The 24,167-nt window shown below is 62.9% G+C and carries 25 protein-coding genes; 11 read left to right on the forward strand and 14 right to left on the reverse strand.

Annotated elements, in window-relative coordinates:
- Nucleotides 1-328: 328 nt before the first annotated feature.
- Together P2869_RS17380 and ada are read right to left on the reverse strand one after the other, a co-directional pair.
- Nucleotides 329-1,276 carry an AlkA N-terminal domain-containing protein gene (locus P2869_RS17380; protein ID WP_277598169.1) on the reverse strand — a complete coding sequence of 316 codons (948 nt, stop codon included), beginning with the start codon at nt 1,274-1,276 and terminating at the stop codon, nt 329-331.
- Nucleotides 1,277-1,284: 8 nt separating this feature from the next.
- Nucleotides 1,285-2,469, reverse strand: a complete 1,185-nt coding sequence (gene ada / locus P2869_RS17385) for a bifunctional DNA-binding transcriptional regulator/O6-methylguanine-DNA methyltransferase Ada (RefSeq protein WP_277597087.1) — start codon at nt 2,467-2,469, stop codon at nt 1,285-1,287.
- Between the two features lie 521 nt (nt 2,470-2,990).
- Here ada and P2869_RS17390 point away from each other — a divergent pair.
- On the forward strand, nt 2,991-3,416 hold the full coding sequence (locus P2869_RS17390; RefSeq protein ID WP_017772301.1) for a VOC family protein: 426 nt from the start codon (nt 2,991-2,993) through the stop codon (nt 3,414-3,416).
- A 28-nt stretch (nt 3,417-3,444) separates the two neighbouring features.
- On the opposite strand, the gene P2869_RS17395 is transcribed toward P2869_RS17390, so the two are convergent.
- Entirely contained in the window at nt 3,445-4,002 is a 558-nt protein-coding gene (locus tag P2869_RS17395; protein ID WP_277597088.1) for a YaeQ family protein, read from the reverse strand.
- 431 nt (nt 4,003-4,433) lie between these two features.
- On the reverse strand, nt 4,434-4,775 hold the full coding sequence (locus tag P2869_RS17400) for a hypothetical protein (protein WP_017772303.1): 342 nt from the start codon (nt 4,773-4,775) through the stop codon (nt 4,434-4,436).
- A gap of 572 nt (nt 4,776-5,347) precedes the next feature.
- Between P2869_RS17400 and P2869_RS17405 the strand changes: the two genes are divergently transcribed.
- The 4 genes from P2869_RS17405 (at nt 5,348) to P2869_RS17420 (ending at nt 7,326) form a co-directional block, all read left to right on the forward strand.
- A complete protein-coding gene (locus P2869_RS17405) occupies nt 5,348-6,004 on the forward strand; it encodes a LysE family translocator (RefSeq protein ID WP_017772304.1) in 657 nt (218 codons plus the stop codon).
- 325 nt (nt 6,005-6,329) lie between these two features.
- Nucleotides 6,330-6,497, forward strand: coding sequence for a hypothetical protein (locus tag P2869_RS17410; RefSeq protein WP_017772305.1), 168 nt, complete (start codon nt 6,330-6,332; stop codon nt 6,495-6,497).
- Nucleotides 6,498-6,543: 46 nt separating this feature from the next.
- Nucleotides 6,544-6,723, forward strand: a complete 180-nt coding sequence (locus tag P2869_RS17415) for a hypothetical protein (RefSeq protein WP_017772306.1) — start codon at nt 6,544-6,546, stop codon at nt 6,721-6,723.
- Between the two features lie 219 nt (nt 6,724-6,942).
- On the forward strand, nt 6,943-7,326 hold the full coding sequence (locus tag P2869_RS17420; RefSeq protein WP_152494922.1) for a hypothetical protein: 384 nt from the start codon (nt 6,943-6,945) through the stop codon (nt 7,324-7,326).
- A 363-nt stretch (nt 7,327-7,689) separates the two neighbouring features.
- Here the strand turns inward: P2869_RS17420 and P2869_RS17425 are convergent, their stop codons facing one another.
- Entirely contained in the window at nt 7,690-7,875 is a 186-nt protein-coding gene (locus P2869_RS17425; RefSeq protein ID WP_017772308.1) for a hypothetical protein, read from the reverse strand.
- A 278-nt stretch (nt 7,876-8,153) separates the two neighbouring features.
- On the reverse strand, nt 8,154-9,554 hold the full coding sequence (gene mnmE / locus P2869_RS17430) for a tRNA uridine-5-carboxymethylaminomethyl(34) synthesis GTPase MnmE (RefSeq protein WP_277597089.1): 1,401 nt from the start codon (nt 9,552-9,554) through the stop codon (nt 8,154-8,156).
- A gap of 379 nt (nt 9,555-9,933) precedes the next feature.
- Here mnmE and P2869_RS17435 point away from each other — a divergent pair, with 379 nt between their 5' ends.
- Complete coding sequence (locus P2869_RS17435) at nt 9,934-10,356, forward strand: transcriptional regulator (protein WP_017772322.1); 423 nt, start codon at nt 9,934-9,936, stop codon at nt 10,354-10,356.
- Between the two features lie 133 nt (nt 10,357-10,489).
- On the opposite strand, the gene yidC is transcribed toward P2869_RS17435, so the two are convergent.
- From yidC to rpmH, 4 genes are all read right to left on the reverse strand, one after another.
- The gene (gene yidC / locus P2869_RS17440; protein WP_277597090.1) at nt 10,490-12,148 is read right to left on the reverse strand and encodes a membrane protein insertase YidC; all 1,659 of its coding nucleotides are present in this window, start codon (nt 12,146-12,148) and stop codon (nt 10,490-10,492) included.
- Between the two features lie 8 nt (nt 12,149-12,156).
- Nucleotides 12,157-12,408: a membrane protein insertion efficiency factor YidD gene (gene yidD / locus P2869_RS17445; protein WP_081601712.1), complete on the reverse strand. Its 252-nt coding sequence runs from the start codon at nt 12,406-12,408 to the stop codon at nt 12,157-12,159.
- A gap of 193 nt (nt 12,409-12,601) precedes the next feature.
- Nucleotides 12,602-13,141 (reverse strand): ribonuclease P protein component, encoded by a 540-nt coding sequence (gene rnpA / locus P2869_RS17450; protein WP_277598170.1) that lies wholly within the window; start codon nt 13,139-13,141, stop codon nt 12,602-12,604.
- 59 nt (nt 13,142-13,200) lie between these two features.
- Entirely contained in the window at nt 13,201-13,335 is a 135-nt protein-coding gene (gene rpmH / locus P2869_RS17455) for a 50S ribosomal protein L34 (protein ID WP_026120950.1), read from the reverse strand.
- Nucleotides 13,336-13,902: 567 nt separating this feature from the next.
- Between rpmH and dnaA the strand changes: the two genes are divergently transcribed.
- The 3 genes from dnaA to gyrB all read left to right on the forward strand — a co-directional run bounded on the left by dnaA (nt 13,903) and on the right by gyrB (nt 19,514).
- Nucleotides 13,903-15,483, forward strand: coding sequence for a chromosomal replication initiator protein DnaA (gene dnaA / locus P2869_RS17460; protein ID WP_017772326.1), 1,581 nt, complete (start codon nt 13,903-13,905; stop codon nt 15,481-15,483).
- Between the two features lie 343 nt (nt 15,484-15,826).
- The gene (gene dnaN / locus P2869_RS17465) at nt 15,827-16,930 is read left to right on the forward strand and encodes a DNA polymerase III subunit beta (RefSeq protein WP_017772327.1); all 1,104 of its coding nucleotides are present in this window, start codon (nt 15,827-15,829) and stop codon (nt 16,928-16,930) included.
- Nucleotides 16,931-17,042: 112 nt separating this feature from the next.
- Entirely contained in the window at nt 17,043-19,514 is a 2,472-nt protein-coding gene (gene gyrB / locus P2869_RS17470; RefSeq protein WP_277597091.1) for a DNA topoisomerase (ATP-hydrolyzing) subunit B, read from the forward strand.
- Between the two features lie 171 nt (nt 19,515-19,685).
- Here the strand turns inward: gyrB and P2869_RS17475 are convergent, their stop codons facing one another.
- On the reverse strand, nt 19,686-20,270 hold the full coding sequence (locus P2869_RS17475; protein WP_017772329.1) for a hypothetical protein: 585 nt from the start codon (nt 20,268-20,270) through the stop codon (nt 19,686-19,688).
- Between the two features lie 157 nt (nt 20,271-20,427).
- Here P2869_RS17475 and P2869_RS17480 point away from each other — a divergent pair, with 157 nt between their 5' ends.
- Nucleotides 20,428-21,069 (forward strand): alanyl-tRNA editing protein, encoded by a 642-nt coding sequence (locus P2869_RS17480; protein WP_277597092.1) that lies wholly within the window; start codon nt 20,428-20,430, stop codon nt 21,067-21,069.
- Between the two features lie 35 nt (nt 21,070-21,104).
- Here the strand turns inward: P2869_RS17480 and P2869_RS17485 are convergent, their stop codons facing one another.
- The 3 genes from P2869_RS17485 to P2869_RS17495 are packed head-to-tail and all read right to left on the reverse strand — an operon-like array spanning nt 21,105 to nt 23,079.
- The gene (locus P2869_RS17485) at nt 21,105-21,602 is read right to left on the reverse strand and encodes a TPM domain-containing protein (protein ID WP_277597093.1); all 498 of its coding nucleotides are present in this window, start codon (nt 21,600-21,602) and stop codon (nt 21,105-21,107) included.
- Between the two features lie 2 nt (nt 21,603-21,604).
- Nucleotides 21,605-22,456 (reverse strand): YgcG family protein, encoded by an 852-nt coding sequence (locus tag P2869_RS17490; RefSeq protein ID WP_277597094.1) that lies wholly within the window; start codon nt 22,454-22,456, stop codon nt 21,605-21,607.
- Nucleotides 22,453-23,079, reverse strand: a complete 627-nt coding sequence (locus P2869_RS17495; RefSeq protein ID WP_277597095.1) for a LemA family protein — start codon at nt 23,077-23,079, stop codon at nt 22,453-22,455. The genes P2869_RS17490 and P2869_RS17495 overlap by 4 nt, the downstream gene beginning before the upstream one ends.
- Before the next feature lie 385 nt (nt 23,080-23,464).
- On the opposite strand from P2869_RS17495, the gene P2869_RS17500 reads away from it, so the two are divergent.
- Nucleotides 23,465-24,160, forward strand: coding sequence for a phosphatase PAP2 family protein (locus tag P2869_RS17500; RefSeq protein WP_277597096.1), 696 nt, complete (start codon nt 23,465-23,467; stop codon nt 24,158-24,160).
- Nucleotides 24,161-24,167: the final 7 nt, after the last annotated feature.

Here is a 24,167-nt window from a genome sequence, read left to right on the forward strand (position 1 = left end):
GTCGGGTCAGGCAGGTACCGTCCGTGCGCGGTTCGCGTCGTGATTGCGAGGCTGCGGCGGGCGGTAAATTTTTCGGTAGCGGGCACTTTAACATCTCGCCACGCGCCCTGCTTGACGTGCCCTCGGGCACGGTCGGCGCCGTGTGTTGCATGCTCTGGCGGCCGTGCGGGAGCGGTCCGACCTCGCTTGTTGCCCTTACCTTTGCCGCGGTTTTTGCCTTGTTTTACAGGCCGGTTCGCGTTTCGTGCGATTCCGTGCGACCCCGTGCGATAGATGCCAGTAGCGCTTCATCTGTAACTGCCGCGCTTGCACACACGCGCCTTGGCCTTCAACCGCCGCGCGCCGCGCCCGCCCGGTCTGCCACCTCGTTCCACAGATGAAGGGCCGCGTAGGCGCGCCACGGCCGCCACGCGTCGGTGCGCGCGCGCTGCTGCGTGGCGCGCGCGAGCGACGGGTCGCGTGCGGCAATCGACTGCATCAGCACGAGGTCCGTGGCGGGCCATGCGTCGGGGTCGCGCCAGGCCCGCATGGCGACGTACTCCACGGTCCACGGACCAATGCCGGGCAACGCGAGCAGCGCCGCGCGCAAGGCGGCGGCGTCGCGCGTGGCGACCGCCGTATCGTCGATGGGCACGTCGCCCGATGCCACCGCCCGCGCGAAACCCTGCAACGCGGCGACGCGCTTGCCGGGCATGCCGATCTTGTCGAGGTTGGCGGCGGCGAGCGCGGTGGGCGTCGGAAAGCGCCATGCCGTGCTTTCGTGGGGATGATCGTGGATGCGGCAACCGGCGCGCTGCACGAGCCGTCCGATGATCGTCGTTGCGGCTTTTACGCTCACCTGCTGGCCGACGATGGCGCGCACCACGAGTTCGAAGCCCGACCACGCGCCCGGCACGCGCAGGCCGGGCGCGGCATCGACGAGCGGCGCGAGCCAGGCGTCGGCGCCAAGGTGTGCGTGGATCTGCGCCGGGTTCGCATGCAGGTCGAACATGCGGGCGATGGGCGCGGCGAGCGCGTCTGCGTGACGGCTCGCCGCGCCTTCGATCGTCGCGACGACGCGGCGTTTGCGGGGGTGTTGGCGCACGGTGAGCGTGCCTTCGGCGCCGTGCCATTCGATGGCGCGGCGGTACGCGCCGTCTTCGACTGCTTCGACACCCAGCGTCGCGCGGCCGGCGAAGAAGCGCAGTAAGCGCGGCCAGTCATACGGCGCCTTGAACGGCAGCTCCAGTGTGGCTTTTCCCGTTTCAGCGGAGGTAGCCGACGTCGTGGACGGGATGGCGGCGCTCAAGCGGCGTGATCCCAGGAAGCAGGCTCGGTGACTGGATTGCCGCCCGCTTTTGCCACCGACTTGCTCGCCGGATCGCCGTTCCCCCTGCCCGCTGCCGTGGCCGGCTGCGCGGCGCCGTGCGAGGCCTCGGCGGCGAGCAATGCGGCTTTGCGCTGCAATCCCCACCGGTAACCCGCGAGCGCGCCACCCTTTTGCACCACGCGATGACACGGGATGGCCAGCGCCACCGGATTCGACGCGCACGCGCTTGCCACCGCGCGCACCGCGCGAGGCGCGCCCACAACCTCGGCAATCTGCGAGTAGCTGCGTGTTTCGCCGTACGGAATGCGCTGGAGGGCGTCCCAGACGCGTTGCTGAAACGCGGTAGCGGCGATGTCGAGGGGCAGCTCGACACTCTCCTGCTCGCCGCCCAGGTACGCTTCGACCCGGGCGATGAAAGGCGCGATGCGCGCCGCGTCTTCGGCCAGCCTGGCGTTCGAGAACTCGGCGCGTAGCTCGTCGGCAAGCGCGGCCGGCTCGTCGCCGAACGCGATCCGGCAAATGCCTTTGTCCGTGGCGGCAACGAGCACGTAACCGAGTGCTGTCGGCGCGCTCGCGTAGCGCACGACGAGCCCGGCGCCCTTGCGCCGGTACACGGACGGCGTCATGCCGAGTTCGGCGCCGGCGCTGTCGTACAGCCGCGACGGTGAGCCGAAGCCTGCATCCACGCTCGCCCGCGTCACGCCGGTACCCCGCTGGAGCGCGTCGCGCAACGCGGCGGCGCGGCGCGCGGCCTGATATTGCCGCGGCGACACGCCCACCACCCGCTTGAACAGCCGCTGAAGATGGAACGGGCTCAAGTGCACGGCGTCGCTCAATTGCGCGAGCGTGAGGCGCTCGTGCGCGGCGGCGTCCAGCACGGCGCACGCGCGATTGACGACCTCCAGCTCGCGCGGCAGACCGCCCGGCTGGCAGCGCTTGCACTCGCGGTAGCCGGCGGCGCGTGCAGCGTCGGCAGACGCGAAGAACTGGACGTTTTCCCGCCGCGGCAGGCGCGAGGCGCACGACGGACGGCAGAACACGCCCGTGGTCCGCACGCCATAGAAGAAGGCGCCGTCGGCTTCGGCGTTGCGCCGGGTAATGGCGTCCCAGCGCTCGGTATCGGTTGTATCGGTTGTATCGGTTGCCCAGGCTGTTTTCATCTCAAAGCCCCTGCAATGTGTTTGGACGCTTCCAATGTAGCGGCGGCGCGTTGGCGGTGCGCTCCGGTTCTTGCGGTTTCATTGCCGCGCCGGCCCGGCTCCCTCGGACTAGTCGGACGGTCGCTGTGTGCAAAGTGCGACAAATCGACATCGTTACGGGTTTTCCCTTAAAAAAACATTGCGTCGCACCAACCCGTTGTGTATATTGGTCTCTGTCTCCTCCATGTCTCCTCCTGATATGGATTAAGCCCGCTCACTTGAGTGGGCTTTTTTTCGTCCATAGGTTTCAGGAAAGGCTCGCGGGCCGGTTCGGCCGGGTTTGCGCGGGCCGACTCTTTCCTCCCCGGTAGCGCCTCATCGTACCCGCTGGCTGCCGTTGACGCTCGGCGTCGCGGCCTGCGCCGCCGTCACTGGCCCGTGCCTTTGCGCCTCGCCGTGTCCCAGATCGCGCGGCCTGTGCCACCGTTCCGCCCGTCCCCTACACTGCCGTTATCGGCCGCGAACGTGCAGGAGGCTTTCCGATGAAGATCCACATCCGCGAGATCGACCATGTCGTGATCCGGGCCGCCAATCTGGATGCGCTGGCGCGGTTCTACTGCGACGTGCTCGGCTGCTTCGTCGAAAAGGAGCAGCGTGATCTGGGGCTCGTACAGTTGCGTGCGGGGCGCTCGCTGATCGACCTGCTGCAGGTGGGCGCCAGGATCGACCGCCCTGAAAGCGGCACGCCGGGCGTCGGTCGCAATATGGACCATCTGTGTCTGCGCATCGAGCAGTTCGACGCCGAGGCGCTCGTGGCGCATCTGAAGGCGGGCGGCGCCGAAGTGGGCGCCCAGGGCGTGCGTTACGGCGCGGACGGTTACGGCCCGTCGCTCTATCTGTTCGATCCGGAAGGCAACATGGTGGAGCTCAAGGGGCCGCCCGACGACGCGCTGACCACTTCGCTCTAGGTTTGGGCCGCGCGGCCGCCCTCGCCGGCTATGCCGCGTTCGCCGGCGCCTTCAACACCGTCCAGTCGACTGCCACCGGCTCGGTCGTCGCGCTGCCAAGCCATGCGGCGCCGTCCTGCACGGTGCATTGGAGGCGCATGGTGCGCTCCGCGAGCGCGCCGAGCGATGCCGCGACGCCCTCGCCCAGCGACCAAACCGTCACGTTGCGAAGCCGGTCCAGCCGCGTCTGGACGCCTTGCCACCAGATATCCGAAGTACGGCCGCCGTAGGCGATCACGACTACGTCCTCGGCACGGCCGCAGGCCTTGGCGATGCGCCGCTCGTCGGGCTGGCCGACCTCGATCCATCGTTCGATGGCGCCCGTCAGATCCTTTTGCCAGAGGTCTGGCTCGTCCATGTCCGAGAGACCTTTACAGAATTCCAGCCGTTCCTGCGCGAAGAGCGCGAACGCGGCGATGCGCACCATCATGCGTTCGTCCGTTTCCGACGGATGCCGCGCGATGGTGAGCGCGTGATCGGCGTAGTAATGGCGGTCCATGTCCGCGATCTGGAGTTCGGCTTTGTATATCGTCGATTTGAGCGCCATGGAGTATCCCGGACCCGTAAAAACGGGCCGTCTTATTTCGAGCCTTTGGAGCACGATTGACCGGCGCGACAGCGTGCGTTTCATGTAGTGAGAAAAGCACGCGTTGTTCCCGGCCCAACGATGGAGGCGATCGCAGCGCGTCGCCCTTCATGAAGACGACGTTCGATCATTCAGACTGAACGCCGGCGCGTGATGATACCGGACGCTTTGCCGTCGCGCCGCGCGCCTTTCCGTTATTGCTCACGGCGAGATAGCGATTTGAGGGTTGCGCGACGTCGTGCGATCTGGCGGGTTGCCAGTCGGCAGAGGATGGACAAAAACAAACGGCCTGGCGCAATGGCCAGACCGTTCGTCACTGCTCGCCGCCCATGCGCGCCCTCCGCGGCGCTCTTGGGCGCCGCTTCGCGCTCGTACAGCGAACGACAGCTGCGTTATTGCTTGATGAACCTGTCGTTTGTCCAGAGACCTTGCTGGTCGGTGTTGCCCGCGTTCACGAATTCCACTTCATGGCCGACAACCTGCACGACGCGGAATTGCTGGTTTTCCGGGGTGGACAGGCATTCGAAGCCGGAGAAGAACTCCTGCATCTTTTGCTGTTCGCCCGCCCGCTGATGGTCGTTGACCGCGTCGAGCTTGTCCCGCGAAAGACAGCCGTAGGAGCCTGGCTTGAACTGAATGGTTTGTTGCGGCCGGACTACCGTGTCCTGCGCCTGTACGGCGGAAACGGCAACGAGTCCCGCTGCTGCGACAATCAAACCGGCTAGCATCTTCATATTCGCCTCCTGCGGGTAATTTGCTCAGGTTAGCTATGTATTTAACTTCAAAGGAATTCCCGCAGCTTTCAATTTAGAAGAAGCGCAAAAGACTGCAAGCACATCTTGTGTGCGTTCGCAACAGTGGCGAATTGTCGCACCCTATGCGACATATCGAAGCAGCCGCACATGCTGGCCGGAAAAGGGAAGCGATAGCCTTGCGTTCCGCCGGAGCCGCCTTGTGACGCTTGCCCTATAAGGCTGTGCGTGATCCAAACCGTTAACCTGATAATCCAGTTAAGTGATTTACTAAATCACAGGAGAAAATGACGCGCCGCACCTAAAGTCACATGAATGGGATGTGAAACGCGCGTCATAGGCGTCTCATAACGCATCGGATGCAGAATAAAAAGGATGCCATATCGTCGGTTTTATTACGTCAGCCCGATAAATCGGCGGCAAACGAATGCAGTCGGGAATGCCAATAACGAGGGTTTACCCGTTCGTTCCATGTTTGGCCTTGCCGGCCGTCTGGTGTACTTGCGCACGCCGCGGCTTCGTGGATAAATCAAACGTCTTCCCCGGAGATTTTCATGACCCTCGCTCACTGGCTTCCTTTTGCCATCGCGTCCGCCATTCTCATCGCCATCCCAGGCCCCACCGTCTTGCTCGTTATTTCATATGCACTCGGCCATGGCCGACGCTATGCGCTCGCCACCACGGCCGGTGTCGCGCTTGGCGATCTCACTTCGATGACGGCGTCCATGCTCGGACTTGGCGTCCTGCTTGCCGCGTCCGCGACGCTGTTCACCGCGCTCAAGTGGGTAGGTGCTGCTTATCTGGTGTATCTGGGCATCAAGCTGTGGCGCGCGCCAGCCGCGCCTGCGGTCACAACGGAAAGCGGTGCGCCCGCCGACGGCATGCCGGCCCCTGCCGAAACGCGCACGGGCCGCATCTTTGCCCATGCGTACGCGGTCACTGCGTTGAACCCGAAGAGCATCATCTTCTTCGTCGCGTTCGTGCCGCAGTTCCTCGACGCCCACGCGCCAACGTGGCCGCAGATCGTCGTCCTCGAAGCGACGTTCGTCACGCTGGCTACGGCCAATGCCTTTGCTTACGCCATGCTCGCCTCGGCGGCCCGCAGCGCGATTCGCAGCGCGCAGGTTCAGCGCGTGGTGAACCGCACCGGCGGCACGCTGCTGATCGGTGCCGGGCTACTGGCAGCGGTGTGGAAAAAGTCGGCGGCCTGAACAAGGGGCGCTGACGTTTCACCTGGCAGCGCGCACGCAGATCCGATGGGACCATCAGTCGCCGCGATAGACGTTCGCCGTACGACGTACCGTGCGTCTTCAACAGATTCAATCAAGGGGAGGGAGCCGGTTCGGCGCGAACTTCCCGCCGCGCCGTGAAGGCCCGCCCAGCCAATAAGCGCGCGGCTTGCCGGCCGTTTGACAGGACGGCCACAAGCCGCGCCGCGCCTGCCCGATTGCCTGCAATGCGTGTTTGCCCACGATGCAATTCGCCGGCGGCCGTCTAGAATGAAAATCACGGCTCCTCTGCGATCAGGAGGCTATCGTGATCGAGCATCTGGTACTGGGCGCGTTTCTCATCGTGCCGTTGTTAATCGTTGCGTTCCTGTTTTCGGACGAGCTCTGGCAGGAACATCGGCAACGTGTTGTCCACGATACGGAGCAGCGCCGTATCGACTGGCGGCATCCTGTTCGCAGTCTCATTCACCACTGACTCCGCTGCGTCTCATCAGATCGTTGTATGAGGGAAGGAGGCGCTCGTGTTGTTCGAGTTCTCCTGGATGACGTACTTCCTCGCGCTGTTTGCGCTCATGGTGCTCAGCATCGCGCTGACCACGCTGTGCGGAACGGTGCCGCCACGCCAACGCAATGGCCCGCCGCACGGCGAGGCCGACGGGCACGATGCCGGGCACGCCCGACAAAGTGCGCGTCACGGTTAATTCTCAAGGCCGCTCTTACGAGTTCACACAGCGGCAAGAGTTGGCAAGGTCTTCACTCTCGTTTTCCTCCTGGCGTGCCAGTACGATAGGCGCGCACGCTCGCGGCATGCCCGCCCGGCGGCACACCGCGTCACACTCATGGGCCGTTGCTTCGCTCAGGTGAGACGGGTCGCTTCTTTCCCATCCACACGCGGCAGCACAGGCAGCACGAAGCGCAGCATGACCACCTTAATGACGGTTTCCCTGATCGACGAAGACGGGCGCATCTCGATGAACTGCCAGCGCGCCGATGCCACTATGCCGCTCGCGGCCGAGCACGTCGAACGGCTTATCGAAGGTCTTGGCCTGCTGCGGGAACAACTGCAGCCGCCGGTGCGCACGCGCGACCCCGTCGCAGGCGAGCAGGTGCAGGCACAGCTTGATCCGAGGTGGTGGGTCGCGCCGGAGATGTTCGTGGGCGGCGCGCTGCTGCAGCTGCGCCACACACGTTTCGGCTGGCTCGCATTCGCGTTGCCGCTGCAAAGCCTGCGCGACCTCCACAAGTCGCTGGGCGATCTGCTTGCTTTTTCCGAGCAGCAGGCCAGGGCGCAAAAGGTGAATTGAAGGAATGTCTACAGCCCACGCCGGCTGCATGAAGAAACAAAGCTGCGGCAGGGAATTCACGTAATGTGCGGTCCCTATTGGCGTGATGGCGCTCTTGTCCGATGATTTGCCCACAATACCGAAAAGCCATAGACGTCTAGACCACCAGTTTCGTTACGGGGCAAGTCATGCTGACCGCAGTCCTGATTGCGTCGCCGATCGCTATCGGCGCGCTTGTCGCCTTTGCATCTTTCGTCGATCCCAGAAGCGGACACTTCCGCCGACGTTAGGCACGATCAAATGCGCGTGCCTGGCCGTTGCCCATGCAGCGCGCTTTTGTCGCGAGCATCGGCGCGTTGCCGATGCCCCTTGGCCTCATTGGGATTAGCGGCCGTGCCAGCCATGTCCGCCGCCGAAGCCGATACCGACGTCGATCGACGGCCCGTAGTAGTAACCGGGCGCATAGCCGTAGTACGCGGGCGCCGGTGCGTAGCCGTAGTAGCCGGGCGGGGCCACGACGCAGCCCGCGAGTCCCGCCGCCAGCATGAGAACCGTCAGTAGCCTCACCATGATGCGTGCTCCTCATTGAGTCATGGAGGGCGAGAATAGCGCCTTCGCGCTGTAGTAGTTGTGTCCGAAAATTACCGTCCGTACGGTTTCTGACCGCCCGCCGAGGCCGTGGCGCCAAGGCCTCCATCACGACCGCGACGTTCCCTTTGTAGCGCCTCGTTTCCATTTTTCCGCGGTTGCGTTTCGGCTTCTGCGCGGCGCTTTGTCTTTCTGACAATTCAATGAGCTATCGCGCTGCGGTGACGCTCTTGTGAGCCTCGGCATCGCTTGCCGACAGCTTATTTCCCAATACAAAACCGACTAAAAATCACACCCAGCAAATCGTCGGAAGTGAATTCGCCGGTGATCGAATTCAGCTGTTCCTGGGCAAGGCGCAGTTCCTCGGCGAAGAGATCCAGTGCCTGGGCGTTCTGGTCGGCGTGCATGGTTGCCTGTTCGAGATGCTGGGCTGCTGCGCGCAGTGCGATCAGATGGCGTTCGCGGGCAAGGTACACGCTTTCGGCGCCGGCTTGCCAACCTGCAATGCGCAGCAACTCCGCGCGCAACAGCGAAATGCCGTCGCCTTGCTTTGCCGAGAGCCGCACTTCGCACAAGTCGCCTTCGGCGGCGGGGTCCAGCCGGTTCACGGCCGGCTCCTTACCCGTGAGATCGCTCTTGTTGAGTACGCGGATGACCGGCACCGCGGCCGGGAACCGCGTCGCGATGGCGCGATCTTCACCGGTCATGCCGACGCGCGCATCGAGCAGGTGCAGCACCACGTCGGCGCGTTCGATCTCGCTCCACGTGCGCTCGATGCCGATCTTCTCCACCTCGTCCTCGGTCTCGCGCAGCCCTGCGGTGTCGATCACATGGAGCGGAATGCCTTCGATCTGAATGGTCTGCGAAACCTTGTCGCGCGTGGTGCCGGCAATCGGCGTGACGATGGCGAGTTCCGCGCCCGCCAGTGCGTTCAGCAGCGACGACTTGCCGACGTTCGGCTGCCCCGCAAGCACCACCGATAATCCCTCGCGCAGAAGCGCGCCTTGCCGTGCCTCAGCGAGCACGTGGGCGAGCTGCTCGCGGATGCGAGCGAGCTTGCCGAGTGCGTCCGCGGCTTCGAGAAAGTCGATCTCTTCCTCGGGGAAATCGAGTGTCGCTTCGACGAGCATGCGCAACGCGATGACGTCCTCGACGAGCGCGTGGATATCGCGCGAAAACGCGCCCTCGAGCGAACGCCCGGCCGACCGCGCGGCCGCTTCCGTGCTGGCCTCGATCAGGTCGGCCACGGCCTCGGCCTGGGCCAGGTCGAGTTTGTCGTTGAGAAACGCGCGGCGCGTGAATTCGCCCGGTTCGGCGAGGCGCAGCGAGAATTCGCGGCCTGCGTCGATGCATCGCTGCAGCACCAGCTGCAGCACGATGGGGCCGCCGTGCCCTTGCAGTTCCAGCACGTGCTCGCCGGTGTACGAGTGCGGCGCGGGGAAGTACAGCGCGATGCCGCGGTCCAGCGCATTGCCGTTTGCATCGAGGAAGGGCACATAGCTCGCGTGACGAGCCGCGAGCGTTTGCCCGACGATGGTCTGCATCAGCAACCGGGCGGCGGGCTCGCCGGCGCGACCGAACGAGACACGCACTACGCCGATTCCGCCGCGCCCCGGCGCAGTGGCAATGGCGACGATCGGATCGGAATCGGTGGCGAGCATGGTGGCGAATCAGAGCGAAAACGGTGGAGCGGCGAGTTGCGGGTTGCGTATTGCGGGCTCAAGCATGGAGCGCCTGGCATTGTATCGCGCACGCCGTTGAGGCCAGGAACGCGAAGTGCGCGCATGGCGAATCGACCATGTCGAATATCTAATGGTGATCCGATATCTCGAATTAGCTAATGCATTTTGGGACGAAATTGCGTGGACGACTTTGTCTCTTCGTGACGAGATCGGCCATCCGCAAGGCTCGGCGAGGGTTGGCCAGTTGAATCCAGTTTGCATCAAAGAATCGTCAAATCAGGCTATATATAGCGTAAATGCACTAAATATAGCCTGGCTGGTTGTTAGCACCATATGAGGCGGATTGCACAATCGCGCCATGCCAACGCCCGAAGAAAAAGCCGCTTTTACCGAACGACTCAAGTTCGCGATGAAGCGCGCGCCCGAAAAGCTTCGCGGCGGTACTGACCTCGCCATGCATTTCAACCTGCGCTATCACGGTGAGCCAGTATCGCCGCAAACGGCCCACAAGTGGCTGACCGGACGCACGATTCCAAAGGAAGACAAACTCCGCACGCTCGCTGAATGGCTGAGTGTCGATCTGCATTGGCTGCACTACGGACCGCCCTCGGGCAGCGCGGGCTCGACAACAGTGCCGAAGCCACGGCCCCGCGACGAAAAGTATCCGCTCTCGCCCGAAGCACTGGAACTGGCGTCGAAGATCGAAGCGCTGTCGCCGCATCATCGCTATCTCGTGGAAGAACTCATTTCGGAGTTCTACGGCAACGCCGGCAAAAGCTGAGCGGCGGAAGCTGGCTGGCTCGAACTGGCACGCGGTTGGCCGCCCAGGCTAGCGCGACGGCGCCGCGACGAGCCAAAAGAAAAAGCCGCCCGGTTTGATAGCCGGGCGGCTTTTTTTGCGACGCGTGCGACGATCAGGCCGCCTTCTTCTTCTGACCCATCATGCGCGTGATGTACCACTGCTGCGCGATGGAAAGCACGTTGTTCACCACGTAGTACAGCACGAGGCCGGCAGGGAAGAAGAAGAACATGACCGAAAAGGCGATCGGCATGAACATCATCATCTTGGCCTGCACGGGGTCCGGCGGCGTGGGGTTGAGCTTCGTCTGCAGGAACATCGAGATGGCCATCAGCACCGGCAGGATGAAGTACGGGTCCTGCTGCGAGAGGTCGTGAATCCACAGAACCCACGGCGCGCCGCGCATTTCCACCGACGAGAGCAGCACCCAGTACAGCGAAATGAACACCGGAATCTGGATCACCACCGGCAGGCAGCCGCCGAACGGATTGACCTTCTCGGTCTTGTAGAGCTCCATCAGCGCGGCGTTCATCTTCTGCGGGTCGCTCTTGAAGCGTTCGCGCAGCGCCTGCATGCGCGGCGTGATCTCCTTCATGCGCGCCATCGACTTGTAGCTCGCCGCCGAAAGCGGGAAGAACACGGCCTTGATGAGCACGGTGAGCAGCACGATCGCCCAGCCCCAGTTGCCCACCACGCTGTGAATCTTTTCGAGCAGCCAGAAGAGCGGCTTCGCGATGATCGTGACCCAGCCGTAGTCCTTCACGAGTTCGAGGCCAGGCGCGATGCCCTCGAGCATGCGCTCTTCTTCGGGACCGGCGAACAGGCGTGCCGACACGTCGGCCGACTGCCCCGGCGCGATGGTCGCCACCGGCTCCTTCACGCCCACGCGGTACAGCGTCGGGTCGATCTTCTCGACGTACATGTCACGCTTCGCGCCTTGCTTCGGTATCCACGCGGTCGCGAAGTAGTGCTGCACCATCGCGACCCAGCCGTTGTCCGACGAGCTCGCGTAGTCCTGCTTGTTCTTGTCGATGTCGCTAAACGAGATCTTCTGGAAGTGATGCTCGTTCGTGTAGACCGCCGGTCCGATGAACGTGTGCGAGAAGCGCGGCGTTTCCACGGGCTGACTGTCGCGCACCAGTTCCATGTAGAGCGTCGGCGTGACGGGCGCAGTGCTGACGTTGTCGATCTTCGTGTCCACACCGATCACGTAGCTGCCGCGCGTGAACGTGTACGTCTTCACGACCTTCACACCGCCTTTCACGGGCGACTCGAAGCTCAGCTGGAACGAATTCGCGTTGCCGGTGAGCTCGCGCGGACCAGCGGCCGGCGTGAAGACGTCGTTGTGGTTCGGGAAGTCGCCGCCCAGGAGACCCGTGCGGGCCAGATACGTGTGGTCCTTCGTGTGGTCGAAGAGCGTGATGTACTGGTTCGGCTTGCCGTCTTCTTCCTTCACGAGCGAGAGCTTGGCCAGCGTGCCGCCGCGCGTGTCGATCTCGCCGTCATAGACGTCGGTGCGGAAATGCACGAGCTGCGCCTGCGCGGCCGGCGCCGTGTTCGCGGGTGCGGCGCCGCTGGCGGCCGGCAGTGCCTGCCCGGCTTCCGGCGTGGCCGACGCCGCAGCGGCGCCGGAGGCTCCGCTTGCAGCGGTCTGGGTGGGCGTCGCGCTCGGGAAGAACATCGACGGGCGTCCATGGTCGCGTTGCCAGTTGTCGAACAGCATGACCGCTGACATGAAGAAGATGACCCATAGGACGGTGCGTTTGATATCCATGCGTTGTCTCAGTGTCGATGGCGTGGCGCGTCAGCGCTTTGGGAAGTAGGTGGCGGGACCAGATCGATGCCGCCCGCGGAAAACGGATGGCACCGGCACAGACGCCTTGCCGCGAGGTAAGTACCACGCGCGGCGCCATGATACTGGATTGCTTCGCGCGCGTAGTCGGAACAGGAGGGGTAAAAGCGGCACCGGTTGCCGAGCAGTGGACTCACGGCAATCTTGTAGAAGCGCAGTAATGCGATCAGTACCGTTTGCATGGCAGTGCGGCAAGGTGAAGCCGCGAAGTGGAGCGGATAGCGAGCTGTCTGCCCCGCTGGTTACCCCGGTTTAGCCGAGGGCGCCTTCGGCATGCGGGAGCGGTCGGCGTTCGTGCGGCGACGGCCATTGCAGTGGCAGCGTTCGCGCTTGGCCTGGATCGTAGCAGGTCGGTTACATCGTTCGCGGTCATGGTCACGCCGGCGCTGTCTTGCCGGTGCCCGAGGCGCCGGCCGTGCCTGCCGCACCAGGCTCTGCGGGCCGCACCGTTTGCGCGGCCTCGCCCGACGCCGGCTGGCTCTCCTGCGGCGCCGCCTGTGCTTCGCGCTTTGCGATCTCGCGAGCGGCCTTGTCGAGCAGCATGCCGATCTCGGTGCGGCACAACGCTTTCAGCGGCGGCGAGGACGCACTCGGCAAAGCCTTGCGGTCGATGCGCGTATGCAGACGTAGCAGCACGTCCCATCCGCCGAACTCGGCGCGCCGCACCCGGAACATCTCGCGCGCAATACGGCGCACGAGATTGCGCGTGACCGCGCGCGGCGCGAACTTCTTGCCGATCACGAGGCCGAGGCGCGCTTCGTTGCCGGTGGGCCGGCCGTACACCACGAAGTGCGCCGAACGGCGCCACGGGCGCAAACGAAAAACGGATGAGAACTCATCCGTTTTCAGCAGCCTTGCGGCTTTGGGAAAGGCGGCTTGCGCTTGCAACGGAACTGGGCCTGATGCGGCGCGCAGATCCGGTTTCGCGCTGGCGCGAGTGCCGGAACCGGCGCGCAATCCGCTCGCAGCGCGCCTTAGACGGCGAGGCGCTTGCGGCCCTTCGCGCGGCGGGCGTTGATCACTTTGCGGCCGCCCGCGGTCTTCATGCGAACGCGGAAGCCATGGGTGCGCTTACGGCGCGTCACGGAAGGTTGGAAAGTACGTTTCATGTTGATCTCACTTGTCGAGAGTCGGTTGCCGGCCTGCTCGCCGGGATCCACCGCGCGGACATCGCTGCGGGTAATCGCATGGAAGGCTGCATGGGCAGCCGCATCTCACGCGTGCATTTCACGCTACGACCAGCCGATAACCAGCATGACCAGCGCTAATCAGTGTTAACACCGGCCACACAAGGCGACAACCGGCAGGTCAAGGGATTTGGTTTTCGCGGAACCCGCTATTTAAGCCGGTTTTCTCTTGGTCGTCAATAGCTTAGGCCGCGACTTCAGCAGCCGTCCAGGCGGCTGCGAGATGGCCCCGAAAGGCCGGAGCCCTTCCTGAACCCCCCGCGCCGGGCCTTGATCCGGCCCTGTGGATAACTCGCTTCCCCCTGCATTTTGGCGGTAGAATCTCGCCTTGATCCCAAGAATCCTGCACCACGCTCCGGCTTGGCCCGCTTGCGCAAACGCTTGCTGCGCGGGCCCGGCGGGGCGTTGTCCGCCTGCTGCCCGGGCCTCGTTGTGTTCGCGCGACGAAGGCAGCAGACGGAGGCGGTGCATACAAAACGACGCAACTTGATGAACGATTTCTGGCAACACTGTTCCGCACTGCTGGAGCGTGAATTGACGCCCCAGCAGTACGTGACGTGGATAAAACCGTTGGCCCCGGTCGCCTTCGACGCCGCAGCAAATACGCTGCGCATTGCCGCGCCGAACCGTTTCAAGCTCGACTGGGTCAAGAGCCAGTTTTCCGGTCGTATCGCCGATCTCGCGCGCGAGTTCTGGCAGGCGCCAATCGATGTCCAGTTCGTCCTCGATCCCAAGGGGGGCGTGCGGCCGCCCGCGGCGCCACGTGCCCCGCTCGGGCCGCTTGGGCCGCTTGGTACCGCGGCAGGGCCGGGCGCGGCTGCCGTGGAGTCCGCCGTCGGCGCCGTGCAGGCCGCTCATGCGGCTCACGCCGCAGCCCAGGTCGCCCAGGTGGCAACGGCCGGCAACGGTGCAAACCAGATCGCCGACGACGCCGCAGATCTCGACCTCCCCAGCCTCGACGCCAACGAAGCCGCGGCGGCACGCCGTACATGGCGCCCGGGCGGCGCCGCGGCGGGCGCGGCCAGCAATGAAGCCGATCCCACCTACGAGCGCTCCAAGCTGAACCCCGTGCTCACCTTCGACAACTTCGTGACCGGCAAGGCGAACCAGCTCGCCCGCGCCGCCGCGATCCAGGTGGCGGACAACCCGGGCATCTCGTACAACCCGCTCTTCCTGTACGGCGGCGTGGGGCTCGGCAAGACTCACCTGATTCACGCCATCGGCAACCAGCTGCTGATGGACAAGCCCGGCGCGCGCATCCGCTACATCCATGCGGAGCAGTACGTGTCCGACGTCGTGAAGGCGTATCAGCGCAAGGCGTTCGACGATTTCAAGCGCTACTACCATTCGCTCGACCTCCTGCTGATCGACGACATCCAGTTCTTCTCGGGCAAGTCGCGCACGCAGGAAGAGTTCTTCTACGCGTTCGAGGCGCTGGTGGCCAACAAGGCGCAGGTGATCATCACCAGCGATACGTATCCGAAAGAGATTTCCGGCATCGACGACCGCCTGATCTCCCGTTTCGATTCAGGCCTGACCGTTGCCATCGAGCCGCCCGAGCTCGAGATGCGCGTGGCGATCCTGATGCGCAAGGCGCAGTCGGAAGGCGTGAGCCTGAACGAGGACGTCGCGTTCTTCGTGGCCAAGCATCTGCGCTCGAACGTGCGCGAGCTGGAGGGCGCGCTGCGCAAGATCCTCGCGTACTCGAAGTTCCACGGCCGCGAGATCTCGATCGAACTCACCAAGGAAGCGCTGAAAGACCTGCTCACGGTGCAGAACCGGCAGATTTCGGTGGAAAACATCCAGAAGACGGTGGCCGATTTCTACAGCATCAAGGTCGCGGACATGTACTCGAAGAAGCGTCCGGCGAACATCGCGCGGCCGCGGCAGATCGCCATGTACCTCGCGAAAGAGCTGACGCAGAAGAGCCTGCCCGAGATCGGCGAGCTGTTCGGCGGGCGCGATCATACGACCGTGCTGCACGCCGTGCGCAAGATCGCCGACGAGCGCAGCAAGGACGCCCAGCTCAATCACGAACTGCATGTGCTGGAACAGACGTTGAAGGGATAGCAGGACCGGTTGCCACTGTTGCAAATTGCGCCTCAATTGCACCTCAATCGCGCCTGCAACCGGGTCTGCCGCCCGGCCAGGCAGTACCGTGAAAACGCATGCGGGAAGGGCGGTGAGACGGGGTGGCCAGGCCGTGCAGCCCAGCTCTGTTTATTTCGCAGAACACCCCCATTTTGGGGAAGTGGTTCCGTTTTAAGGCACAATACAGGTTTAACCGCCCGGCGGTCGCGGGCGGGATTTTCACGCCGAGGCCGGTACTGCACGCAGGCGCCGGCGGGGACCGGGGCCGCGCGGTGACGAGCCGGGCGAGACGCGCAGGCCGTCACATCAACGAAGGAACTCTATGCAACTGGTCAAGACCGAACGCGATAACCTCCTCAGGCCGCTGCAAACGGTGAGCGGCATTGTCGAACGCCGCCACACGTTGCCGATCCTCGCCAATCTGCTGATTACCAAAACCGGTTCCGATGTGTCGTTCCTGTCCACGGACCTCGAACTCCAGATCACCACGCGCGCCGATTTCGGCGTAGGCAGCGATTCCATCGCAACCACGGTGGCTGCGCGCAAGCTGCTCGACATCCTGCGCGCCATGCCGGGCGGCGAAGTAAGCCTGTCGCTGTCGGACAAGCGTCTGACCGTGCAATCGGGCAAGAGCCGTTTCGCGCTGCAGACGCTCGCCGCGGACGAGTTCCCTACGGTCGCGCAAGCCAAAGACTTCGGCGCGAGCCTCACGGTTCCGCAAAAAACGTTCCGCCAGTTGCTGGGCCAGGTGTATTTCGCCATGGCGCAGCAGGACATCCGCTACTACCTGAACGGCATGCTGCTCGTGGTGGACGGCGACCAGCTGATGGCAGTCGCGACCGACGGCCACCGCCTCGCGTTCTCGTCGATGAAGATCGAGGGCGCGTTCCCGCGTCAGGAAGTCATCATTCCGCGCAAGACGATTCTCGAACTCCAGCGCCTGCTCGAAGACATCGACGACACGCTGAAAATCGACATCGCGCAGACCCAGGTCAAGTTCACCTTCGGCCAGGTCGAGCTCGTGTCGAAGCTCGTGGAAGGCAAGTTCCCCGACTTCCAGCGCGTCATTCCGAAGTCGCACAAGAACACGTTCCTGATTGGCCGCGAAGAACTGCAGCATTCGCTGCAACGCGCGGCCATTCTCACGTCGGACAAGTTCAAGGGCGTGCGCTGCATCATGCAGCCGGGCCAGTTGAAGATCATGTCCACGAACGCGGACCAGGAGGAGGCGCAGGAAGAACTGGAGATCGCCTATCAAGGCGACACCATCGACATCGGGTTCAACGTCACGTACCTGCTCGACGTACTCGCGAACCTGAAGGTCGACATGCTGCAGGTAAGCCTGGGCGATGCCAGCTCCAGCGCGCTCATCACCATTCCAGAGAACGAACAGTTCAAATACGTGGTGATGCCAATGCGCATCTGACGCCGCAAAAAAACAAGAACACCAGGGGGCGCAGCGCCCCTTTGGCGTTTTTATGGCTTTTTGAAACGTATCGAGCAGCAACACTGGCAGTGACGCAGAACCGGAAAATTCCATGAGTGAACTGAACAATACGCAACCCGACAACAGCTACGGCGCCTCCTCCATTCAGATCCTCGAGGGTCTGGAGGCGGTCCGCAAGCGCCCGGGGATGTATATCGGCGATACGTCGGACGGCACCGGTCTGCACCACCTCGTGTTCGAAGTGCTCGACAACTCCATCGACGAAGCGCTGGCCGGCCACTGCAACGACATCCACGTGATCATTCACGCGGACAACTCCATTTCCGTGCAGGACAATGGCCGCGGCATTCCCACCGACATCAAGCTCGACGACAAGCACGACCCGAAGCGCAGCGCCGCCGAAATCGTGATGACGGAACTGCACGCGGGCGGCAAGTTCGACCAGAACAGCTACAAGGTGTCGGGCGGCCTGCACGGCGTGGGCGTGTCGTGCGTGAACGCACTGTCCAGCTGGCTGCGCCTCACCGTGCGCCGCGGCGGCAAGAAGCACTTCATGGAATTCCACCGCGGCATCGCACAGAACCGCGTGATCGAAGAAGTGAACGGCGAGCGCGTCTCGCCGATGCAGTACGTCGGCGAAACCGAAAACCGCGGCACCGAAGTGCACTTCATGGCCGACGAGGCCATCTTCGGCAACGTCGAATACCACTACGACATTCTCGCCAAGCGCATTCGCGAGCTGTCGTTCCTGAATAACGGCGTGCGCATCCGCCTTACCGACCAGCGCAGCGGCAAGGAAGACGATTTCGCGTTCGTGGGCGGCGTGAAGGGCTTCGTGGAGTACATCAACAAGACGAAGCAGGTGCTGCATCCCACGATCTTCCACGTGAACGGCGAAAAAGACGGCGTGGGCGTGGAAGTGGCCATGCAGTGGAACGACAGCTACAACGAGAACGTGCTGTGCTTCACGAACAACATTCCGCAGCGCGACGGCGGCACGCACCTGACCGGCCTGCGTGCTGCGATGACGCGCGTCATCAACAAGTACATCGCGGACAACGAAGTCGCGAAGAAGGCGAAGGTGGAAACCTCCGGCGACGACATGCGCGAAGGCCTTTCGTGCGTGCTCTCCGTGAAGGTGCCCGAGCCGAAGTTCAGCTCGCAGACGAAGGACAAACTCGTTTCGTCCGAAGTGCGCGCGCCCGTTGAGGAAGTGGTCGCGAAGGCGCTGGAAGAGTTCCTGCTCGAAACGCCGAACGACGCGAAGATCATCTGCGGCAAGATCGTGGACGCCGCACGCGCGCGCGACGCCGCACGCAAGGCCCGCGAAATGACGCGCCGTAAAGGCGTGCTGGACGGCGTGGGTCTGCCCGGCAAGCTCGCGGACTGCCAGGAGAAAGATCCGGCGAAGTCGGAGATCTACATCGTGGAGGGCGACTCCGCAGGCGGCTCGGCCAAGCAGGGCCGCGACCGCAAGTTCCAGGCAATCCTGCCGCTGCGCGGCAAGGTGCTCAACGTCGAGAAGGCGCGCTACGACAAGCTGCTGTCTTCCGAGCAGATCGTCACGCTGATCACCGCGCTGGGCTGCGGCATCGGCAAGGAAGACTACAACCTCGAGAAGCTGCGCTACCACCGCATCATCATCATGACCGACGCTGACGTGGACGGCGCGCACATTCGCACACTGCTGCTCACGTTCTTCTATCGCCAGATGCCGGACATGATCGAGCGCGGCTACGTGTATATCGCGCAGCCGCCGCTCTACAAGCTCAAGGCCGGCAAAGACGAGCAATACCTGAAGGACGATGCCGAACTCAACGCACACATGCTCAGAGTGGCGTTGAACGGATCGGAACTGCTGCCCACCGAAAACGGCACGCCGATCGCAGGCGACGCGCTGGGCGAACTGGCGCGGTCATACCTGCTCGCACGCGCGGTGGTGAATCGTCTGAGCCGTCTCTATGACGAGCGCGCGCTCGAGGCCGTGATGGACGGCGTGGCCATCGACCTCACGAGCGAGGCGTCCACCCAGGCATCGGCCCAGGCGCTTGAAATCGCTTTGCGCGACGACCCGCTGAAGCCCGAAGTCAGCGTGGTGCCCATGTACGACCAGGTGCGCGAACTGCGCTCGCTGCGCGTGGAGCGGCGCCATCACGGCAACGTGAAGGTCACGGTGATCGACGAGGAATTCCTGCTGACCGCCGACTATCAGCAACTTCTGAATACGGCCAACACGTTCAAGGGTTTGATCGGCAAGGGCGCAGTCATCAAACGCGGCGAGCGCAGCATGGCCGTGAACGACTTCAAGAGCGCCATGAAGTGGCTGATGACGGACGCGGAGCGCAACGTCTCGAAGCAGCGCTACAAGGGCCTTGGCGAGATGAACCCCGAACAGCTCTGGGAAACGACGATGGACCCGAACGTGCGGCGCCTGCTGCGCGTGCAGATTGAGGATGCGATTGCGGCGGACGGCATCTTCACGACGCTGATGGGCGACGACGTGGAGCCGCGTCGGGCGTTTATCGAGTCGAATGCGTTGAGGGCGGGGAATATTGATGTTTGAGGGTGTCTGTAGATAGCCTCATAACGCAAGAAACCGAGACCCATAAGTCGAGAGACTTATGGGTCTTTTCATTGGCAATCATCCACAGCTTCGCAGCAAGCCCGACTGGGCATCTGAATCGCACCCCAATCGCACATCTCGCGCCCCACAACAACAACGCCGTCCCTGTCTTCAATTCTTCAACTGCACCGTCCCGATGTAGTTACCGATCGCAGCCTGCAAATGCACGATATCGCCGAGCATCGGCGGATTGTTGCCCGCGACCTGTGCGTTGACCACGATCGTTCCGTTGTCGTAGTCCTCGATGGTGTACGTCGGCGTCGAGCCGACCACCTTGATCGTGGCGTTCACGTATTTCAATCCGGTGAGGACGATGTTCCACTGCGGCGCGCCGTTGTACTGGCCGAGATACGCGAATGCCGATGTGTTGAAGATTGCGCCGTACGAATAGTTGTCGACGGCTTTGATAATCGAATCGACAAGCGTTTCCCAGTCGATGCCGTATATGACCGTGCTCGTGCGTGCGACGGGATAGTTGCCGAACCGCTCCCGCGCGGACTGTGCGGCGACCTCGGGGATGTCCGTTTTATCGTAGTGCTTGTCAAGAAAATCGAATTCGCTCGGCATCTTGCTCTCCTTCGTGGCGGGGGGCGGACTGGCAGTGGTAGCCGCGGCTACATGCGTGGCTGCAGGACGGGCCGGGCGGCGAGCGATGGCATTCAGCAGCATTTGCAATGCGATCTGTGTCTGCAGCATGCTCGTGGCTCCTCCCGTGCGCGTCCTGCCGGTATGAACGATTCGCCATGGAATTCGTGAACTCGTTGGTGAGCCTGGCGGGGCCGCAAGATCGTACAAGCCACACCACCCGTCCCTGGCTACGCTGTCTCTCCCTTTCACAAGAACAGACCCAGTCATGACGCGCAAAGTATTCTGGGACGAGCCCTATCGAACCACGTTAGATACCGTGGTGAGCTACGCGAACGGCAAGCAGGTCCAGGTGGAGGCGACGATTTTTTTCGCCGCCTCAGGCGGTCAGGAAAGCGACTCGGGTTGGCTTGGCGTCTATCCCGTCATCAAGGCCGAAAAGATAGGCCTCGAAATCATCTACACCCTTCCACCTGAGCATTCGCTCAAAGTGGGCGACCGAGTGACGTGGCGAATCGACTGGGAACGTCGCTACCGGCTGATGCGTTTGCACTTCGCAGCCGAAATGGTGCTGCAACTCGTGTATCGACTCAGGCCGGGTATCGAGCGCATTGGTGCGCATATTGCGCAAGACAAGGCACGCATCGACTTCGCGAGCGATGAGAGCGTCTCGCCGCTATTTCCCGAGATCGAACAGGCCGCGTTGGATTTGACGAAGCGCGATCTGGCTATCGTGACCAATTTCAGCGATGTCGAAGCGCAGCGTCGCTACTGGAAGGTGGAGGGCTTTGCCACGATGGCGTGCGGCGGCACGCATCCGAAATCGACGGGCGAAGTTGGCGCCCTGAAGCTCAAACGAAAAAATACGGGGAAAGGAAAGGAGCGAATCGAGATCACGTTACTCGAGTAACGCATATCGTCAGGTATCCAGATTACCTGAACGCGTCAAAGCACCACCGGTGAACTCGGCAATTCTTCGCGCGGAGGACGATGAGCCGGAAAGTGCGTCTTCAGCAGTTGTGTGACCAGCGCAATTCCCCCCATCACACCGAGCTGGTAGTTTCCGCGCCGAAACTCCGATTCCATGGCGTGACAGATGGTCTCCCACTCTTCGCGATCGACTTTGGCGTCGATGCCGCGGTCGGCGATGATCTCCACGTCGCGATCTGCCAGAAGCAAATAGATCAGTACTCCGTTGTTGTGCTCGGTGTCCCAGACACGTAGTTCGGAAAACACGTCGATTGCGCGTTCGCGGGCCGACTGGCCTTTGAGCAGCGCCCCGCTATGCAATGCCCCTTCTACGGCGAAACGGATCTGGCCCACATGGGTCTGATGGCTCTCGTGCACAGCTTTCTCGATCACAAGCAGCGATGAACGGGGAAACGCTGCGTTGACTCGCCAGCGCGTCATGAAGAGATGCCTGAGAAGGCGCTTGACGTCCATTGCTACCACCTGCCCGAGGCGCCGCCGCCACCGAATCCGCCACCACCGCCGCGAAAGATGTCGCGATTCGAACCGCCCCCAAACCTTCCACCACCGATGGAGCGTCCACCCACGTATGCGCCCATGCCGCTGCCCAGCAGCGTGAACAGCAGCGCAATTACACCCGCCACGACGGCGATGAGCATCGCGCCGGAAAGCAGCCAGGCGAGGAAGCCGATTGCGCCGCCCGTTACCACCGCCCCCGGAAGCCGGCCCAATATCGCGCGCAAGATGCCGCCGGCGACCACGGTCAGCAGGAAGAGTACGGGCAGCAAACGCCCGTTGCCGTCGGCGCTGCGCTTCTGGGCGGGCGGTGCCGGCAAGGGCTCGCCGCTCACGACACGCATGATGCTGTCGACACCCGCCGAGATACCGCCGTAGAAATCGCCCTGCCTGAAGCGCGGTACGATGGTCTCGTTGATGATGCGGTTACTCGTGACATCCGTGAGCGCGCCTTCAAGGCCATAGCCGACCTCGATGCGCAGCGTGCGATCGTTCTTCGCCACGATGAGCAGGACACCATCGTCCACGTTCTTGCGGCCGAGTTTCCACTGCTCGACCACGCGAATCGAGTACTGCTCGATCGTCTCGGGCGCAGTGGTAGGAACGATCAGCACGGCGATCTGCGCCCCCTTTTGGGCTTCGAAGCCTTTAAGCGACTGTTCGAGCGTGGCCTTTTGCTCGCTGGTGAGCGTAGCCGTTTCGTCGGTGACGCGCGCAGTTAGCGCGGGCACCGGTGCGTCGGCGTGAGCGGGCACACCGACAAGGACGAGCAACGCGACGACGAGTGCAATCGCGAGACGAACGACGTTCAATTGGATGCTCCGCCCGCTGGCGCTGGCGGGGTGCCAAAGTCCACGCGCGGCGGCTTCGAAATCTCGGCTTCATTACTCACCGAGAAATTGGGCCGCTCCTGATAGCCGAAAGCTTTTGCGGTGAGATTGCTGGGAAACGACCGGATCGTGACGTTGTACGCCTGCACCGCTTTGATATACCGATTCCGCGCGACGGCAATGCGGTTTTCCGTTCCTTCGAGCTGCGCCTGCAAGTCTCTGAAATTCGCGTCCGATTTGAGTTGCGGGTAGTTCTCCGACACCACTAGCAGTCTGGAGAGAGACGACGTGAGTTGTCCTTGTGCAGCTTCGAATTTGGCGAACGCCTGGGGATCCGAAATAAGGCCGGGCGTCGCTTGAATGGAACCCACCTTCGCGCGTGCCTCGGTTACGCTCGTGAGCACATTTTTTTCCTGATTTGCGTATCCCTTCACCGTGTTGACGAGATTAGGCACGAGGTCTGCGCGGCGCTGGTACTGATTCAGCACTTCCGACCAACTCGCCTTCACCTGTTCGTCCTCGGTCTGGATGGCGTTGTAGCCGCACCCAGGCAGCACCACGACGATTGCCAGCAGCAACAGGCTCAACAGTGCACGTATCCGCATATCTCAAATCCGCAAAGAGGGTATCGCCGTTCCGGCAAGTGCGATGCACGCAGCGGCTCGAATGCCCGCCGCTCTCAATATAAGGCGCGACTACGAACACGCTACGCGGCCGGTATCGGGCCCCTTTGATGCAGGTCAATCGGCCTCTTTGCGGCTTTCTGGTGCGCCGCTTGCTGTCCCGCTTCGCTCCCGTTACCCCCCGTTACGATTTTTATGCCTGCTGGCTAGGGCTTTGACCGTATCATCGTCCCTCACCACACGGCGCTCTGTACGCGCCACGGTTGCGCAATGCAGCAGCGAACGCGCAATCTTCTGACGGGGACAGCGAGAGGAAAACACGAGAACAAGACCTCGTTTATTTTCCATTGCAACTCAGGACGTCAAAGTGAGCGGTTTCGATACAGCAGTTCAAACCTTCATCGTCAACCACGCAGCCCACTCCGCGATAATCAACCACGCAATCAGAACGATCGCGGCTCTGTATCTGTTCAAGGGCCTCATGCTGATTGCCGCGCTGTGGTGGATCTGGTTCACGCCCGGCGAGCGCCGCGAATGGGCGCGCGAAATGGTGGTGGCCACGATCGCAAGCGGGTTCATTGCGCTCATGACGGGCCGGCTTCTCGCCCACGCGCTCCCGTTTCGCGAGCGGCCTATCTACGACACGAGCCTGCATCTGAACTTCCCTGCCGTGGGGCTGGGCGATAGCGTGATGAGAACGTGGAGCTCGTTTCCGAGCGATCACGCCATGCTGTGGTTCGCCATAGCCACGGGTATCTTCCTCGTGTGGCGAGGCATCGGTACGCTGGCGCTGATCTACACCGCGGTGTTCATCTGTGCGCCACGTGTGTATCTCGGTCTGCACTATCCCACCGACGTGATCGCGGGCGCAGTGATCGGTATTGTCATCACGTGGGTGCTCACGCGCGACATGCTGAGGGCGCGCCTCGCACGGCCCATTCTTCACAGCGTGGAGCGCTTTCCCGGCCCCGGCTACATGTTCGCCTTTCTCTTGAGCTACGAGCTCATCACGCAGTTCGACGAATTGATGCAGTTGTGGCATTCGGCGACGAAGGTGCTTTGACGTGCAC

Origin of the sequence: Paraburkholderia sp. SUR17, assembly GCF_029536165.1 — a bacterium.
Taxonomy (GTDB): Bacteria; Pseudomonadota; Gammaproteobacteria; order Burkholderiales; family Burkholderiaceae; genus Paraburkholderia; species Paraburkholderia kururiensis.

Excerpts from the sequence above, each read along its gene's own strand:
- ada (WP_277597087.1), bottom strand. The coding sequence starts at position 2,469 with ATGAAAACAGCCTGGGCAACCGATACAACCGATACAACCGATACCGAG.
- P2869_RS17390 (WP_017772301.1), top strand. The coding sequence starts at position 2,991 with ATGAAGATCCACATCCGCGAGATCGACCATGTCGTGATCCGGGCCGCC.
- P2869_RS17395 (WP_277597088.1), bottom strand. The coding sequence starts at position 4,002 with ATGGCGCTCAAATCGACGATATACAAAGCCGAACTCCAGATCGCGGAC.
- P2869_RS17400 (WP_017772303.1), bottom strand. The coding sequence starts at position 4,775 with ATGAAGATGCTAGCCGGTTTGATTGTCGCAGCAGCGGGACTCGTTGCC.
- P2869_RS17405 (WP_017772304.1), top strand. The coding sequence starts at position 5,348 with ATGACCCTCGCTCACTGGCTTCCTTTTGCCATCGCGTCCGCCATTCTC.
- P2869_RS17420 (WP_152494922.1), top strand. The coding sequence starts at position 6,943 with ATGACCACCTTAATGACGGTTTCCCTGATCGACGAAGACGGGCGCATC.
- P2869_RS17425 (WP_017772308.1), bottom strand. The coding sequence starts at position 7,875 with ATGGTGAGGCTACTGACGGTTCTCATGCTGGCGGCGGGACTCGCGGGC.
- mnmE (WP_277597089.1), bottom strand. The coding sequence starts at position 9,554 with ATGCTCGCCACCGATTCCGATCCGATCGTCGCCATTGCCACTGCGCCG.
- P2869_RS17435 (WP_017772322.1), top strand. The coding sequence starts at position 9,934 with ATGCCAACGCCCGAAGAAAAAGCCGCTTTTACCGAACGACTCAAGTTC.
- yidC (WP_277597090.1), bottom strand. The coding sequence starts at position 12,148 with ATGGATATCAAACGCACCGTCCTATGGGTCATCTTCTTCATGTCAGCG.
- yidD (WP_081601712.1), bottom strand. The coding sequence starts at position 12,408 with ATGCAAACGGTACTGATCGCATTACTGCGCTTCTACAAGATTGCCGTG.
- rpmH (WP_026120950.1), bottom strand. The coding sequence starts at position 13,335 with ATGAAACGTACTTTCCAACCTTCCGTGACGCGCCGTAAGCGCACCCAT.
- dnaA (WP_017772326.1), top strand. The coding sequence starts at position 13,903 with ATGAACGATTTCTGGCAACACTGTTCCGCACTGCTGGAGCGTGAATTG.
- dnaN (WP_017772327.1), top strand. The coding sequence starts at position 15,827 with ATGCAACTGGTCAAGACCGAACGCGATAACCTCCTCAGGCCGCTGCAA.
- gyrB (WP_277597091.1), top strand. The coding sequence starts at position 17,043 with ATGAGTGAACTGAACAATACGCAACCCGACAACAGCTACGGCGCCTCC.
- P2869_RS17475 (WP_017772329.1), bottom strand. The coding sequence starts at position 20,270 with ATGCTGCAGACACAGATCGCATTGCAAATGCTGCTGAATGCCATCGCT.
- P2869_RS17480 (WP_277597092.1), top strand. The coding sequence starts at position 20,428 with ATGACGCGCAAAGTATTCTGGGACGAGCCCTATCGAACCACGTTAGAT.
- P2869_RS17485 (WP_277597093.1), bottom strand. The coding sequence starts at position 21,602 with ATGGACGTCAAGCGCCTTCTCAGGCATCTCTTCATGACGCGCTGGCGA.
- P2869_RS17495 (WP_277597095.1), bottom strand. The coding sequence starts at position 23,079 with ATGCGGATACGTGCACTGTTGAGCCTGTTGCTGCTGGCAATCGTCGTG.